Below are 16,346 nucleotides of genomic sequence, written 5' to 3' on the forward strand. Positions count from 1 at the left end.
GGGGAGCTCGTTCACATTGCGAGTCGTGGTCGCTCCAGGTCATTATTTTTTAGCACAGCTAGAATAGCGTGATAAATTCATGCCTTGTTCTTTTTTCCTCCGCTATCACATGCTACAATAAGAAGATTGAAATGGAGGATGTACGAATGTCAGCACCCGTAAAAAAGAATGACCAACTCACAGTTTATATAGAAGATTTAACACATGATGGCAATGGTGTCGCAAAAGTCGATGGCTATCCATTATTTATTCAAGGTGCATTACCGAATGAAACAGCAGAAATTCATGTTTTAAAAACGTTAAAAAATTATGGATTTGCAAAAGTGATAGAAATAATTCAACCTTCACCTGATCGAGTAGATGCACCTTGCGATTATTTTAAGCAATGTGGTGGCTGTCAGTTACAGCACTTATCGTACGAGGGGCAGTTAAAGTGGAAGGAAAATATGGTGCGGAATGTTATGCAACGCTTAGGCAAAATTGACGCACCCGTTTTACCAGTGAAGGGGATGGAGGAGCCTTGGCAATATCGCAATAAAGCTCAAATTCCATTTTCTACAAATGACGCGGGACAAGTCATTGCTGGTTTCTACAAAACAAAATCGCATACAATTGTCGATATGGACCGCTGTTTAATCCAAACAGGCGAAGCGGACGCAATTCTTTCGGGATTAAAAAAGGAATTAACGGCAATCGGTATTCAACCTTATAATGAAGCATCACATGAAGGGATGCTGCGTCACGTCGTTATCCGTACTGCACGTGCAACAGGTGAGGTTATGGTCGTACTCGTTACGAAAAAGAAAAAATTTCCGCAAAAAGAAGCGGCTGTAGCGAGCATATTAAAGCTATTGCCAAACGTTACATCGATAATGCAAAACATCAATAGCGATAAAACAAACGTTATTTTTGGTGATGAAACGATCAACCTTTGGGGCAATGATGTAATCATTGATTCTATCGGTGATGTGCGCTTCGAAATTTCGGCACGATCGTTCTACCAAGTAAATCCTCAGCAAACGGAAGTGCTATACAAGCAAGCGCTAGACTATGCTGATTTACAAGGTCATGAACGTGTCATTGATGCCTACTGTGGCATCGGTACAATTTCATTATTCCTCGCTCAAAAAGCGAAGGCAGTAATGGGTGTCGAAATCGTACCACAAGCCATTGAAGATGCAAAACGCAATGCAGAGCTTAACGGCTTTACAAATACGTACTTCGAGGCAGGTCCAGCAGAGGAAGTGATTCCACGCTGGTATAAGGAAGGCAAAGAAGCAGATGTCCTTGTTGTAGACCCACCACGTAAAGGATGCGATGAAGCACTTTTACAAACAATTTTAGAGCAACGCCCAAAACGAGTTGTTTATGTATCATGTAACCCAGCTACACTCGCACGTGACCTTCGCATATTGGAAGATGGCGGATACAAAACACAGGAAGTTCAACCTGTCGATATGTTCCCGCACTCCACGCATTGTGAAGCAGTTGCATGGTTGGAGTTAGCTTAATATATGGGGTACACATATAATTCTTAATAATACGGATTATAATTTTAAAAGTAGAAAAGTTCCATACAGACCCTGATTTTGCAAATACCTTTTGCGAAATGGGGGTCTTTTTATATGGAACTTAATTGGAAAATATCATTGATTTATTTCATGAAGATATCCTATGCTTATCCCAGGAAATTAGTTGCTTTTTATAGGGGCTTTCCATAAGTTTCATGACTTTTTATAAGGGGTCTTATTTTATGAGGGTTTAGAGAGTAATTTTTTATTTTACCTCATAATAAAATATGGTGTCAATAATAAATTTGTGATTTTTTAAAAAAATGTTATAATAGTCTTATAGTTGTTTTTTTCAGATCGTATTTCGAATTCCGCTGACCTTTTTTGCAGATAGAATTCGGATACGTTTTTTTTATATCCTTTATCTTAAGACAAAGGAAAAAATTTAAAACAGTTATTTAAGCTTTTAAGATAATAGGTCTAATTAATTTACTATCTAATAGTAACCGCGTTTTTATTCCAAAAGGAGGATTAGAATAATGAATCTAATCAATAAAAAAGTTACACATAAGCGTTTTGGCATGGGTAGTATAGTTAAACATAATGAGTCTATTATTGAAATACATTTTGCGTCGGAAAATAAAATGTTTGTTTTCCCTGATGTATTTGGAAAGTACCTAAAACTACATGATAAAAGTGATGCTCATTTAATCGAAAAAATAATACAAATAAAGGAAATGGAAAGAAAAGAGGAAGAAAGGAAGAAGGAAGAAGAAAAAAAACTACAGCGAAAAAACCTGAAACTTCGATTAGAACACGAAAAACTTATGAAACATCATAAACTCCATCCTGAATCACAAATGGTTTTTAGATGTGACATAGAAGAACAAAATAGTTCTGTTTCAGAGTGGAAGGTTTTTTCAGGCGCAATAAAAAGTGGTAATAACAAGGGGAAGCCAAACAAACCTATCCGCATGCACCAAAATAGCGCTGTCCTGTTAACAGCACTAGATCCCGGCATGCCTGAAAAAGACAGACGTATCATAGGTGTCTATATGGTGAATGAAGATTTTATCGGTAAGCTGTGTGAAGATGGAAATATTCCTGCCCATTCAAAATACAAACTCCAACTTTCAGAACAGGAATCGAATCAATTACTTTTATGGAAGTATTATACAGATAAAAAATCCCCTGACAAAATGACATGGAATTCAGGTAAATACCGTTATTTTGATAATGTATGGATGGCTCAAATTTTACTTGATATCGTTTCGTTGAAGAGTGAACCAACAGAACAAGAGCTAGCACAACGATTTTTTAAACATTTTTGTAAAATGAATCAAATAACAGATCATGATTTACCAAAGCCTAATGGTGCATTAATGCGTATTTAGACTTTAGCCTAAAGATAAGAATGACAGGACACTGACATAATCTCCTAGCTATCACTAATGCCGAACAGTGCTTTGCTCTGTTTGCTAATTAACATGTGGAGTTCATATAATTATTTAGCAAGAACGAATTCTTATTAATGGGATTCGTTCTTTTTGTATTAATTGAATTTATTGAGCTAACGAAGTGGGACTTTAATAAAATAAGCAAAAACCAAATATGATGAAGAAAATTGGCTCGATTCCACTTCTTCGTGAGTGTGGAGCAAATCTCCGCCTATCTTGACTAGTTTTTTTCGTGTGAGCAACTGTTAAAATTTTTTTATTTGAGTTAGAAGCATTACTAGAACTAGCTTAATTAAGGTTTTACCAAAATTTTCTTGTATGAAAATATAAATAATTTTGCTAAGATATCTTTTGAAATAATTTACCTTTAATACGGTCCAGAGAGGCTGAAAAGGGCTATATGATACTTTAAGTTATTATGCTAGTAATATCTTTGTTTATTCATGCCCTTTTGTCTGTTCTGACGAAAGGGCATTTATTTTGCATTTTAGCTGTGATTACACAACTAACGTACCTCTTTTAAAGGAAGTCCAGTGAGGCTTAAAAGGAGAATGGAAACGTTATATTTATATAGATACATCCATTCATTCGTAAATAAAAGAGATTTATTTCATCTAGAACATACTGGAGGAGAGTAGAATGGATTATCGAAAAAAAACCGTGGTCGCATCGGTAGCTGGTTTAACATTAGAAGGCATGGACATCATGTTTATCTCATTTGCGATGACAATGATTATTGCAGAATTTAACATTGATTTAGCAACAGGAGGACTTATTTCTTCTATAACGAATGTAGGGATGCTATTAGGAGGAATCGTTTTCGGAGTTTTAGCAGATAAGTATGGAAGGGTAAAGGTCTTTACTTATACCGTCATCTTGTTTGCCATTGGTACTGCTTTAACAGGATTAGCCACTAGCATTGAACAAGTGTACCTATTTAGATTTATCGCAGGAATAGGTGCCGGAGGAGAATATGGAATTGGTATGGCGCTTGTTGCAGAAGCTTGGCCGAAAAATAAACAAGGGCGTGCGTCTTCATATGTCAGTGTAGGTGCTCAATATGGTGTTATTTTAGCAGCATTACTAAGTGCCATCATTCTTCCTACTTTAGGATGGAGAGCATTATTCTTTGTTGGTGTAATACCTGTTATTTTTGCCTTTATCGTAAGGAAAAATTTAGATGAATCACCTGAGTGGCTCGCTGCTCAGAAAAATAAAAAGGCTAGTAAGAAAGATGAAAAGGGTAAGTTGGTACAATTGTTTGAAACGCCACGAACAGCGATTACAACAATCTCTTTAATCATAATGGCAACAGTTCAAATTGCCGGCTATAACGGATTAATGATTTGGTTACCATCGATGTTGCAACAGTCACAAGGTTTGTCTGTTTCAAGTTCTGCCATTTGGACAATTAGTACAGCGGTTGGCATGATTATCGGTATGTTAACCTTTGGACTATTTCTAGACCGATTTGGCGCAAAGCGTGCCTTTGGCGTCTTCCTTATTGCCTCAGCATGTGCTGTGTTTTTATACTCTTATGCTACGGGTAGTGTTGGTGTCCTAATAGGTGGTGCAATTGTCGGATTCTTCTCAAATGGTATGTTTGCTGGATATGGAGCATTGATTGGTAGTCTATATCCCGTTCAAATTCGAAGTACCGCAACAAATACAATTTTTAACTTTGGACGAGCTATAGGAGGCTTTTCACCAATCCTTGTCGGCTATATTTTACAAAGTTATGATATGAAAGTTGCGATGCTTTACTTAGCAGGTTTATATTGTATTTCCTTTATTGTCATGCTAATGCTTAAAAAAGATAATTTAGGGAATGTAAGCGAAACTATATAACAACGTAAGTTTATTTATCCACCAAATGAAATGCATTTGCGTTTTAATTGGTGGTATTTTTTTAGGGCGCGAGTCTGCTATAACGGGCTAAGTCCTGCTTTATAAAACAGGAATTGCTTTATATTTTCCCATGACAAGCTGAAAGAAGAATACCATCTTAATGAATTATATTGTAAGTCGGATTATTATAAAGTGAATAATTAAGTGAGTAAATAATTTATAGTATATTGTTATATTTATTGTAAATAATTATTGTATAAAAGTGTTTTGTATGGTATTTATTTGAAGTTTTGTGCTATAAATCTTATAAAATATAGTAAATTTAAAGTTGACATAGAAAAAACGCAATAATATAATTATTTCAAACAATTAAATAAACCTCACTTTTTCGATAGTGAGGTAGAGGCGCGACAATTAACAGTACCTAATGGAGTCCGAGAAGATGTAGAGGTTAGGTAGAAGGAAGTGTCGCCGAAGTGTGTGATGAGTTCTCGCCATCATATGCTGGGTCTGTAGCGAATAGTTACAGGACTGTCTTCATAAGCATTCGTGTTTATGAAGTTGTGCTATCTCTGTTTAGACAAACAGTGGGAATTTTAAATGGTCGATTCATTTTTAGTTTCTAGCTTTAAAAATGAGTAGGTCATTTTTGTGTTAGACAGATTCTTTTGCACAAAGAGTCTGTTTTTTTATTTGTCTAAACATATTTGAATTAGAGGTATTTTGGAGGAATTATTATGGATAATACATCAACATTATATTATGAATTTTTACCGACTGACGGTCAAAAAATAAACGTGGACCCAGATAAAACAGCATTACTAATCGTAGATATGCAACACCAGTTTATTAGCCGAGACGGTTTAGACGCGCAGGTTGCAAGAGAAAAGGGCATGTTTAAACAGTGGGAATACTTCTTTAATCGTATCGATGATTTAACGATTCCGAACAATAAAAAGCTTTTAGATTTTTTCCGTACTAATAAACTTGAAGTAACATTTGGTCGCATTGCTTGCCATCATAAAAATGGACGAGATCGTTCTCCTGTACAACGCCGTCCAGGATGGAACAATATTTTATTGCCAATCGGTGACCCAGGAGCGGAGATGGTGGATGAATTAAAGCCTCTTGATGACGAAATTGTTGTAAATAAAACGACAGATAGCGTATTAAGTGGAACGAATTATGAATTTTTACTGCGTAATATGGGCATTGAAACAGTAGTTTGTACAGGGGTTGTAACTGACCAATGTGTTGCATCAACAGTTCGAAGCTTAGCTGACGCAGGATTTGAAGTTATTTTAGTTGAAGATGCATGTGCAGCTGCTACACAACAGCTTCATGATGCTGAAATTATGATTATGAATCAAATTTATTGCCAAGTAATGAGCACAGATGAAGTAATTGATTTAGTAACGGAAGAACTATCAAAACGTAACCCTGTGAATGTGTGAGAGGAATAGACTATGAGTCAAACACCCAATGATCATACACCACAGTTAAAGCGTGTTTTAACATTAAAAGATTTAGTCATTTATGGTATTGCTTTTATGACACCGATTGCGCCAGCTTATATTTATGGCTTTGCAGCAGAGTCCACAGGCGGGATGCTGCCATTAGCCTACTTGATTGCAATGGTTGCAATGATGTTTTCTGCCTATAGCTACGGTCGAATGGCTGCTGTTTTTCCAAATGGAGGGTCAACTTATACATATACGCAACGTGCCATCAATCCGCATTTAGGTTTTTTTGCAGGGTGGGCAATGTTTATGGATTATGTCTTAGTGCCGCTCATTGTATTTATGGTAGGTGCTTCATATGCGAATGCATTAATACCATCTGTTCCGTATTGGGTATGGGTGTTACTAATTGCAGGTATTATAACTACTGTAAATATTTTAGGTATTGGCATCGCAGCAAAAACAAATCAAATCCTTGTTATATTTATGGGAATTGTAGTCGTTATTTTTGTCATTTTTTGTGTGAAGTCAATTGTCGGTGGGGAAAGTGGTACGTCGCTCTTTACTGTTGTACCGTTCTTCAACGATGAAAAATTCGTTATGTCTGCAATAATTTCTGGTGCAGCAATGGCCTGCTTCTCGTTTTTAGGGTTCGATTCGATTACAACTCTTTCAGAAGAGGCAGTCAATCCAAAAGATGATATTTGGAAGGCAGCTATTTTAGCTTGTTTAATCGGAGGACTTATTTTTATTGGACAAGCATATGTAGCTCAGCTCGTATGGCCTGATGTTACAAACTTTAGCTCAGCCGATACGGCTTTATTTGACATAGCGGATAAAGCAGGTGGTGCAGTTCTTGCAACGCTTTATACGGTTGCCATTATTGTATCGACAGTAACAGCTGGTTTAACAGGGCAAGCAAGTGCATCTCGTTTAATGTTTAGTATGGGACGGGATGATGTACTTTCGAAAAAGTTTTTCACACATTTACATCCAAAATATCAAACACCGATATACAATATTTTATTGATGTGTGCAATTAGTGTTTTAGGAGCGCTGTTTTTATCAGCAAATTTCGTAGCAGAGTTAATGAACTTTGGTGGCCTGACAGGATTTATGTTTGTTAACTTGTCAGTAATCGTATATTACTTCTTCCGTAAAAAAGAAAAGAAAATAATTCGATACTTATTAATTCCAGGGTTAGGGTTCGGTATTTGTTTCTACTTATTCATTAATTTATCACCGATGACATTGAAGATCGGCTTTTTGTGGCTTGCAATCGGTTTTATCTATGCTTTCATTACGACGAAAGGCTTCAAAAAGAAACTACCAACTTTTTCAGAATTATAAAGTTTGTGAGGGTTGTGGCTTACGATGTGCCTACGGAAAGCTTCGCCGTGGCGGATATCAACGAATTCCATCGATGGTATTTTTCTTCAATGCAAAATGAATGAAGCTTTAGCTAATCGCTCCAAGTTGATAGTAGTGAAGGCGTGACTCCTGCGGAAAGTATCGCCGTAGCGGACATCAACGGTGATGCAAAAAAGTGTTAGATTGACTTCGTCAATCTAACACTTTTTCTCTTTTGTTGCTAATTAATTTTGTTTAAGAAAGTCTTTATCCTGATAGGCTGGATTTGGATATTTATAAAAACCTTCCCCTGAAGATACACCCATTTTCCCTAAATCGATATACTCGGCTTTAATTTTTTCCGCTATGATTTTAGCCATTGGATTAATTTCTGCCTTCATCATATTTAAGTTATATGGTGTTTCCATACCAACGATATCTAAAAATCCGAACGGCCCTGATGGTGAACCAGTTGAAATCATCCAGTCTTTATCAATTGTATGTGGGTCTGCAATGCCATTTGCCCAAAGCTCCATACCAGCACTTAAAAAAGGTACAAGTAATGAATTTAAAATATAGCCTGGTTGTTCCTTCTTTAAATGGAATGGAATCATGCCAATAGTACGAGCAAATTCAATTACTTGTTCAGTGTACTGTGGATCAGTTCCTTCATGACCCATTACTTCAGCTGTATTGTTTTTCCAAATAGAATTTGCAAAGTGTAATGCTAAAAACTTCTCAGGTCGTCCTGTATATTGTGCAAATTGACTAGGTAATAGTGTGGAAGAATTTGATGCGAAAACAGTTTTTGCTGGTGCTACTTTTGCTAGCTGCTCATAAAATGATTGTTTAATTTCAATACGTTCTGGTACAGCTTCAATAACTAAATCTACATCAGTTACTGCCTGTGCTAAATCTGTGTAAAATGATAAACTTTCTAATGCTTTAGCTGCACGTGCAGTATCATTAAAATAATTTCCGTATGTGTTCGATAACGATTGCATGCGTGGTTGCGCTGTTGCAATCGCATCATCGTTAATGTCATATACATTCACTTCATATCCAAAAAATGCTGTTTGAAAAGCAATTTGACTTCCTAATACGCCGCTACCTGCGACTAATATTTTTTTAAATTCCATATCTAGTACCTCATTTCTGTATTTGAATACCCTTACATAAATAGTGGAGCAAAATAACAAAATAAAGTTGTTATATCTAGAGTGTAAATGATAGAGTTAATGCAAAGATACCGGCAATTCAGGGTATATTAATTGAAAATAAACATGCAAATGTAGGTGTACTATGACTAAAATAAACTTTCAATATGTATTGTTTCATAAAATTCACCATCAGGATATTGCCTATGCGTGGAATAAGCATTTGCAAACGAAAAGAGAGTTAAATGAGCAAGAAATTATTCAAATTGGTTATTGGTATCGTTCTTGGTTGACGTTTTTAAATGGTCAGTTAAAAAATAAAACGATTCAACGCGAAGAACTTATTAACTGGGCGACTATGCATAGTCGACTTTTACCAGAAAAATTACTCACTATATTTCCTTCATTGTCTTATTACGCAACTAAAGACGTCCTTGTACAAATTAAGCACCCGAATACAGACGAAATGCTAAAGTATCACGAAAAAGTACTAGATGTATTACGTCTTGTAAATAGTAAAGTAATACAATCTCCACTAAAGGTTGAAATAAGTCTTGAAAGTTTGCTAAAGTTACAACGTTTTAGCAAATTGCTTATTCAATTAGATGGCGTAGATCATATACCAACTATTTTATCGAAAGCACAGGAAAACTTCGGATTTCAACGTGTCATTTTTCATAGCTATAATCCATGGCTCAATGAATTTTCAGGTGTATACGGCTCTGAGCTACACAAAGTACAAATGCTAAAAGGTAAGCTGGAAGAGGTGGCCGTTTTTGCTATTAAAAAGCCACTCTATTTAGAACAACCAGCGCCATATATAAATCCGATTGCAATAGAAATGTTGAATTTATCTACGATTATTTTTATTCCGATTCAGCAAAATGGACAATTATTTGGTTGGTTAACGTTTGACCAATGTGGAACGCCTTTTTCATATAATGAAGAAGAAATGCAATTACTTGAAGAAGTAGGGAACTTATTAGGCTGTTACTTTTCACGTACTCGCAGTACACAACGGCTACTGCATGACTTAAAGTTAACGGATAAAGACTTGGCGGTTTTATTTTTATTAGCGGAAGGATTCAGTAATAAAGAAATGGCAGAGCTTCTCGTTTTCAGTGAGTACACAATTCGTGACTATATTCAAAAGCTACTAACTGTATTTAATGCAAAAAACCGTACACAAATAATTGCGACGGCTTTTCGAATGGCTGTTTTAGAATAAATTAAAGCTTTAAAGGAATGGACGAATCCTAAGTGAGGATTCGTTCAGACTATAGACAAATTCGAAGATTTTCGAGTTTGTCTATAGTCCTTTTTTTATTTAAAATTAATATAGAAGTGATGTCTCCTGCCGTTGATTTCTGCTACGAACGAGCGCTTTCCGTGTGCACACCGTAAGCCGCAACCCTCGCTAACGCGCGGTCTGTTGCGTCTTACGTACTGTGCGTTCACGCAGGAGTCGCCCGTCCTCCGCTCCAATCAACGAGTAGGGCGCTTTATTTGATTAGTTTTCAAATATGATTAAAAAGTGACTCTGTCAATTCTCTTCTTATTTGCTTAATATGCTTTTCCATAAGTTGTTTAGCTTGATTTGCATCGCCAGCTGCGATTGCCAAGTAAATTTCTTTATGTTCATCAATAGTCTCTTGCGTCCGTTCTACATCTTTCAAGCGTTGTGTTCGGGTAACTCGGATTGTATCTTGCATATGTTCGCTAAGGGTTTGGAACAATTGCGAGAAGATTGAGTTATGTGAGGCGAGAACAATACTAATGTGGAAACTGAGATCAGCTTGTATACCTAGTTCCACATCATTTTTAACTTGATCCATCATTTCTAATGCATGACCAATGCGTTCTAAGTCTTCTGAAGTGGCACGTTGTGAAGCTAAAAAAGCACATTCTACTTCAAGTGTCTGGCGTAGCTCTAACATTTCATATACTAATTTTTTTTCAGTTTTTAAGATTGTAGATGAAAGCTCTTGTCCTACAGAATGGCTTTCCTGTGTTTTAACAAAGCTACCACTGCCTTGTTTAATTTCAATAATTCCTTTTATTTCAAGCTTCCGAAGTGCCTCCCTAACCGATGTTCGACTAACATTAAACCGACTCGCTAATTCTCTTTCTGTCGGGAGTTTTTCTCCAGGTTGTAATTCCCCATTTAAAAAATATTCATTTATTTGATCAACAATTACTTGATAGGCTTTTTTTCTTGGTTGCAGCATTACCTATGTCCTTCCCCTCAATTACCTAATATTATAAACGCTTTAATCATACAGAAATACTACATTGTTATCAATTAAAGAAAATTAATAATTATTGATATTTTCAGAATATTAAGTATAATAATAATGGTTGGACCAATTTCGTTATTTTATAAATTGGTATGACATATATTATTTGCACAACCAAAACACCATAAACAAGTACTGTGAAGGAATGAGAGTAAAAAGGGGAGAAAAAAATGATTGCAACAAATGAGGAATTGGTGATTGCTCTAAGAAGTGCTCTTTCTGAAAGCCAAGTAACAATCAATCAAACGATTTTAGAACAACATAGTAGTGATGAATCCTATCATAGAGTCAGTTTACCGGATATTGTTGTGTTTCCGACAACGACGGAAGAAGTGAGTAAGACAATAAATATAGCAAACCAATACAAAGTACCAATAGTGCCATTTGGTAGAGGAACAAGCTTAGAAGGACATGTTATCCCTTACGACCACGGGATAACGATAGATTTTTCCAACATGAACAAAATAGTAGAAGTTAGGGAGAAGGACTTTCTCGTAAAGGTTCAACCAGGAGTAACGCGTTCTCAGTTGAATAAAGAATTGAAAAAATACGGATTGTTTTTCTCTGTCGATCCTGGAGCAGATGCAACACTTGGGGGGATGGCAGCAACAAATGCTAGTGGAACAACATCTGTTAAATATGGAGTTATGCGCGACCAAGTTCGAGATTTAGAGGTTGTTCTTTCAGATGGTGAGGTAATTCATACTGGGAATTTAGCAGAAAAATCATCCTCTGGCTATCATTTAAATGGTCTATTTGTAGGGTCTGAGGGAACGCTTGGTTGCTTCACTGAATTGACGCTAAAAGTCTATGGGCTTCCTGAACATGAAATGGCTGCTCGAGCATCGTTTAAAACAGTCAATGATGCTGTCGAGGCAGTCGTTAGTATTTTACAAGCGGGAATTCCCATTGCAAGAGTAGAACTGGTTGATGAGCATTCGATGAAACAAGTGAACTTGCATAGTAAAACAGCTTATGAGGAGCAACCGACCTTATTTTTAGAGTTTCATGGAAATGAAGCTGGCTTAAAGCAAGACGTTGACTTTATGAAAGAAATTGTAGTGGAGCACAATTGTGAAAATATTGAATTTGAGTCCGATAATGCAGCTCGCAATCAGCTGTGGGAAGCTCGTCATAATTTAGCTTACGCCTATGTCCATGGACACCCAGGGAAAAAACTTATGGTGACCGACGTTTGTTTACCGATTTCAGAGTTAGCAGGAGCAATTGAACATGCAAGAGAAGCCCTTAATTTGTTAGCACTTACAGGGGGGATTGTGGGCCACGTCGGTGATGGTAATTTCCATGTTCTTTTAATGATTGATATGAATGATTGTGATGAAATAAAGAAAGCTGATGAATTCAATGAATTGATAGTAATGTATGCACTTGAAAGAGGGGGAACTTGTACAGGAGAGCATGGTGTCGGTATTGGGAAACAGAAATACCAGGAGAAAGAACATGGAAAAGCACTGCTTGTGATGGAAAAGATTAAGCAAGCGCTCGATCCTGACGCTCTTTTGAATCCAAATAAAATATTAAAAATAAAGAAATAGGGAGTGGAAATATGAAAATTTTAGAAGCCATTAGTACGATAGCGGGAAAATACTTTGCCGTATGGGTTATCTGTATAGCTGTTATTGCCTTTATAGTTCCTGATCCATTTTTAATATTTGGAGGATATATTACGATTTTGCTAGGCATCGTTATGTTTGGTATGGGGCTAACGTTAAAAGCAGTTGATTTCAAATTGATTTTAACGAATCCATTGCCAGTCATCATTGGTGTATGCGCTCAATATATTATTATGCCACTGACAGCTTTTTTAATTGCTTACATTATGAACTTACCAGCGGAATTAGCTGCGGGGCTAGTCCTTCTCGGTTCTGTTCCAGGGGGTACTGCTTCAAACGTTATGGTGTATTTAGCTAAAGGTAATGTACCGTTGTCAATTACAATGACATCTTTTTCGACGTTACTAGCCCCAATTGCAACACCATTAATTCTACTATTACTTGCAGGTAAATGGATGCCTGTAGATCCAATGGCAATGTTTACTTCAATTATTCAAGTAATTATTTTGCCTATTATTCTAGGTATTGTTATAAGAAGATTTGCTCCTCAAGTTGTAGAAAAAAGCATCAACGTCATTCCTCTAATCTCAGTAGTTGCTATTATTATTATTGTCTCTGCGGTTGTTGCAGGAAATGTTGATAGCATTGCTTCAGCTGGATTTATTATTTTTACGGCAGTAATGCTTCATAATGCATTCGGTTTGCTGCTGGGCTATTTAACAGCGCTTGTGTTAGGACTAAATGAAAGTAATCGAAGAGCTATTTCAATTGAAGTAGGTATGCAAAACTCTGGTCTTGGGGTGGCGTTAGCGACTGCCCATTTTGGTCCGTTAGCTGCCTTACCGAGTGTTCTTGGTGCTGTATGGCATAATATTTCAGGTCCAATTTTAGCCACGTATTGGTCGAAAAAAACGGAGAACGTAGAGACTCATCTTAGCAAAAACATACAGGAAAGCAACGTCGGAACACATATTTAAAAGTAAAATTAAAGTGTTCGTTTCCATGTTGCGTGGTGAAGTTAGCTTAATAATAATTAAAAGAACGAATTTCCGACGGTGGAATTCGTTCTTTTGTTTATTAAGTATCGATTTCTTTTATAATAAAGCCTCTTGCAAAAGTGTTGAAAATTCGATTGAGACGCTCTGTCATTTCACCAGGTGTCGCATCAAAATCTTGTGCAATCCAGTCTAAAATCAAACCGGCTGTCCCATAAGCCATATAGCGCTTTTGGGAATGATCATCAACAACCGACACGCCGTAATGAATATCAAATTTATCTTTGAGCAAATTAAAAATCGCTTCAGGTAGTTGCTGGTGGATACGAGGTAACGTATCTTCTAACAATAATAATGTGAAGTAATCACGGTGATCGTAAATGTAATACAACAATTCGAAGGAATGGGTAGTCAACTCCTGTACTTTCACACGACTATTACTTACATACTTAGACATGCTGTTATATTGGATAGCTTCAAACATTTCTTCCATTAACTCTTCCACAAGATCATCTATATTTTGATAGTACACATAAAAGGTTGTTCGATTATATTGAGCATAATCTACAATATCCTTCACTGTAACAGCACTAAATCCCTTTTTATGGACCATATCAATAAATGCCTTTTTTAAGAAATGCTTTGTACGTAAAGCTTGATTGGAATTAGATTTCATCAAATTTATCTCCTACATTAGACAGATTGATAAAAAGTGTTGGTTTCTTCGACATTATAGCAAATATTAAGGATGGCTTACAGAAAATGAAACGGATTAAACTATAAATGTAACAACAATCTTTAGGGGAGGTACAAAAAATGAGATTTGAAAACAAAGTTGTCATTATTACAGGTGCTGCAGGAGGTATCGGTAAAGAGATTGCTCGCAAGCTTGCAGGTGAAGGAGCTAAGTTAACGCTAGTAGATTTAAATGAAGCTGCTGTGAAAGCGGTTGCAGAGGAGCTTAACTTAAGTGAGGATCGCGTACTGACTTTAAAGGCAGATGTTTCTAAAGAGGAAGAAGTAAAAAATTATGTTGATCAAACTGTATCAAAATTTGGTCGCATTGATGGATTTGCAAATAACGCAGGGGTAGAAGGTCCAGCAAAAATTTTAGAAGAAATTACTGAACAAGATTTCGATTTCGTATATAGCATTAACGTAAAAGGTGCTTTCTACGGTTTAAAATATGTCATGCCCATTATGAAACAGCAAAAAGCAGGTTCAATTGTCAATACAGCTTCTGTTGCTGGATTAATTGGTTCGCCAAATATGATGCTATACAATTCGTCAAAACATGCTCTAATGGGCATTAATAAAGTAGCTGCATTAGAAGCTGCTCCATATAATGTACGAGTGAATACAGTCAATCCTGGTGTTATTAATACACAAATGATGCGTCAGATTGAGGCAAAAGTTGCACCAGGTGCCGCCGAAGCAGCGCAATCTGCATATCAAGATGCAGTGCCAATGAAGCGCTATGGTGAACCAAATGAAGTAGCCAATGTCATTGCGTTTTTACTATCAGATGAAGCTTCTTATGTAAGTTCTTCATCCTACACAGTAGATGGGTCACTATATAATATTTAATAATGGAGGAATATAATATGAAACGTTTTGAAGAGAAAGTAGTCATTGTAACAGGTGCTGGATCTGGTCTTGGCCAAGCAGCAACACTTCAATTAGCAGAAGAAGGTGCTAAACTAGTATTAGTCGACTTGAATGAAGCGGGTTTAAAAGAAACAGAAGAAAAAGTGTTAGCCGTTTCACCACAGGCTGAACTGTTATTAATTGCAGCAAACGTAGCAGAAGAAAATGCTGTCAAAGGTTTTGTAGATGCGACTGTTGAAAAGTTCGGCAAAATTGACGGTTTCTTTAACAATGCAGGCATTGAAGGAAAACAAAATTTAACAGAAGACTTTGGTATTGATGAGTTCCAAAAAGTTGTGTCTATTAACTTAAATGGTGTATTTTACGGCATGAAATACGTCTTAAAAGTAATGAAAGAACAAGGGTCAGGTTCAATTGTCAATACAGCATCTGTAGGTGGTATTCGTGGTGTTGGAAATCAATCAGGCTACGCAGCATCTAAACATGGTGTAGTCGGATTAACACGTAACTCAGCAATTGAATATGGACAATTTGGTGTTTCTATTAAAGCAATCGCACCAGGTGCCATAATGACGCCGATGGTAGAGGGCTCTTTACGTCAAATTGGTGGAGATAATTGGGAAGAAGTAGGTAAAGAATTCGTAAAACCAAACCCAATGCGCCGTTTCGGTAAACCAGCAGAGGTTGGTTACTTAGTTGCCTTCTTACTTTCTAACCAAGCAGACTTCATAAATGGTGTTGTTGTACCAATCGATGGTGGACAATCATATAAATACTAATAATGCTGGAGAGTTACGATAGCAATCTCCAATAGTAAGAAAGGTGAAATTGACTACGTTCAATTTCACCTTTCTCTTTTTTAAATTGTTTTAGCGATGCATCGAAATACTGAAATAAATGCTAACTAACTATAAATACAGATAGTTAGATATTCGCCGTATGTACGGAGACGGAGCTATTTTGGGCTATCAGTAAGATGAGTAAGGAACGCCTTTCATTACCAATTTGAGGACTTTGGGTCAAATGTAATGAGTAAAACAGATTATATAAAGAAAAAAATTTAAAACGATAAGGTCCTTTTTGTAGATG

Annotated in this window: 13 protein-coding genes and 1 riboswitch; of the genes, 10 read left to right on the forward strand and 3 right to left on the reverse strand. The window is 36.5% G+C overall.

The annotated features are described in order from the left end of the window. The first annotated feature begins 146 nt into the window (after positions 1-146). The 5 genes from rlmD to NSQ74_RS06625 all read left to right on the forward strand — a co-directional run bounded on the left by rlmD (position 147) and on the right by NSQ74_RS06625 (position 7,626). The gene (gene rlmD, locus NSQ74_RS06605) at positions 147-1,511 is read left to right on the forward strand and encodes a 23S rRNA (uracil(1939)-C(5))-methyltransferase RlmD (protein WP_340822242.1); all 1,365 of its coding nucleotides are present in this window, start codon (positions 147-149) and stop codon (positions 1,509-1,511) included. A gap of 539 nt (positions 1,512-2,050) precedes the next feature. Further along, on the forward strand, positions 2,051-2,905 hold the full coding sequence (locus NSQ74_RS06610; protein WP_340822243.1) for a malate synthase: 855 nt from the start codon (positions 2,051-2,053) through the stop codon (positions 2,903-2,905). Between the two features lie 702 nt (positions 2,906-3,607). Further along, complete coding sequence (locus tag NSQ74_RS06615; protein WP_340822245.1) at positions 3,608-4,816, forward strand: MFS transporter; 1,209 nt, start codon at positions 3,608-3,610, stop codon at positions 4,814-4,816. Between the two features lie 392 nt (positions 4,817-5,208). Further along, positions 5,209-5,393, forward strand: a riboswitch (Lysine riboswitch). A 160-nt stretch (positions 5,394-5,553) separates the two neighbouring features. After that, positions 5,554-6,270 carry a cysteine hydrolase family protein gene (locus NSQ74_RS06620; protein WP_340822246.1) on the forward strand — a complete coding sequence of 239 codons (717 nt, stop codon included), beginning with the start codon at positions 5,554-5,556 and terminating at the stop codon, positions 6,268-6,270. A gap of 12 nt (positions 6,271-6,282) precedes the next feature. Beyond that, the gene (locus tag NSQ74_RS06625) at positions 6,283-7,626 is read left to right on the forward strand and encodes an APC family permease (protein ID WP_340822247.1); all 1,344 of its coding nucleotides are present in this window, start codon (positions 6,283-6,285) and stop codon (positions 7,624-7,626) included. A 245-nt stretch (positions 7,627-7,871) separates the two neighbouring features. Here the strand turns inward: NSQ74_RS06625 and NSQ74_RS06630 are convergent, their stop codons facing one another. Next, positions 7,872-8,765 (reverse strand): 3-hydroxyacyl-CoA dehydrogenase, encoded by an 894-nt coding sequence (locus tag NSQ74_RS06630; RefSeq protein WP_340822248.1) that lies wholly within the window; start codon positions 8,763-8,765, stop codon positions 7,872-7,874. A gap of 163 nt (positions 8,766-8,928) precedes the next feature. On the opposite strand from NSQ74_RS06630, the gene NSQ74_RS06635 reads away from it, so the two are divergent. After that, positions 8,929-10,011, forward strand: coding sequence for a LuxR C-terminal-related transcriptional regulator (locus NSQ74_RS06635; protein ID WP_340822249.1), 1,083 nt, complete (start codon positions 8,929-8,931; stop codon positions 10,009-10,011). Between the two features lie 289 nt (positions 10,012-10,300). Here NSQ74_RS06635 and NSQ74_RS06640 read toward each other — a convergent pair whose 3' ends face one another. After that, complete coding sequence (locus tag NSQ74_RS06640; RefSeq protein ID WP_340822250.1) at positions 10,301-11,011, reverse strand: FadR/GntR family transcriptional regulator; 711 nt, start codon at positions 11,009-11,011, stop codon at positions 10,301-10,303. A gap of 239 nt (positions 11,012-11,250) precedes the next feature. Between NSQ74_RS06640 and NSQ74_RS06645 the strand changes: the two genes are divergently transcribed. Together NSQ74_RS06645 and NSQ74_RS06650 are read left to right on the forward strand one after the other, a co-directional pair. Next, positions 11,251-12,636 carry an FAD-binding oxidoreductase gene (locus NSQ74_RS06645; protein ID WP_340822251.1) on the forward strand — a complete coding sequence of 462 codons (1,386 nt, stop codon included), beginning with the start codon at positions 11,251-11,253 and terminating at the stop codon, positions 12,634-12,636. Between the two features lie 11 nt (positions 12,637-12,647). Next, positions 12,648-13,631 (forward strand): bile acid:sodium symporter family protein, encoded by a 984-nt coding sequence (locus NSQ74_RS06650; RefSeq protein WP_340822252.1) that lies wholly within the window; start codon positions 12,648-12,650, stop codon positions 13,629-13,631. Positions 13,632-13,731: 100 nt separating this feature from the next. On the opposite strand, the gene NSQ74_RS06655 is transcribed toward NSQ74_RS06650, so the two are convergent. Then, positions 13,732-14,325: a TetR/AcrR family transcriptional regulator gene (locus NSQ74_RS06655; RefSeq protein ID WP_340822254.1), complete on the reverse strand. Its 594-nt coding sequence runs from the start codon at positions 14,323-14,325 to the stop codon at positions 13,732-13,734. A gap of 140 nt (positions 14,326-14,465) precedes the next feature. Here NSQ74_RS06655 and NSQ74_RS06660 point away from each other — a divergent pair, with 140 nt between their 5' ends. Together NSQ74_RS06660 and NSQ74_RS06665 are read left to right on the forward strand one after the other, a co-directional pair. Then, positions 14,466-15,236, forward strand: coding sequence for an SDR family NAD(P)-dependent oxidoreductase (locus tag NSQ74_RS06660; protein ID WP_340822255.1), 771 nt, complete (start codon positions 14,466-14,468; stop codon positions 15,234-15,236). Between the two features lie 17 nt (positions 15,237-15,253). Then, positions 15,254-16,036 carry an SDR family oxidoreductase gene (locus tag NSQ74_RS06665; protein WP_340822256.1) on the forward strand — a complete coding sequence of 261 codons (783 nt, stop codon included), beginning with the start codon at positions 15,254-15,256 and terminating at the stop codon, positions 16,034-16,036. The last annotated feature ends 310 nt before the right edge of the window (positions 16,037-16,346 follow it).

The sequence above is a fragment of the Lysinibacillus sp. FSL W8-0992 genome (genome assembly GCF_038008685.1).
Classification (GTDB): domain Bacteria; phylum Bacillota; class Bacilli; order Bacillales_A; family Planococcaceae; genus Lysinibacillus.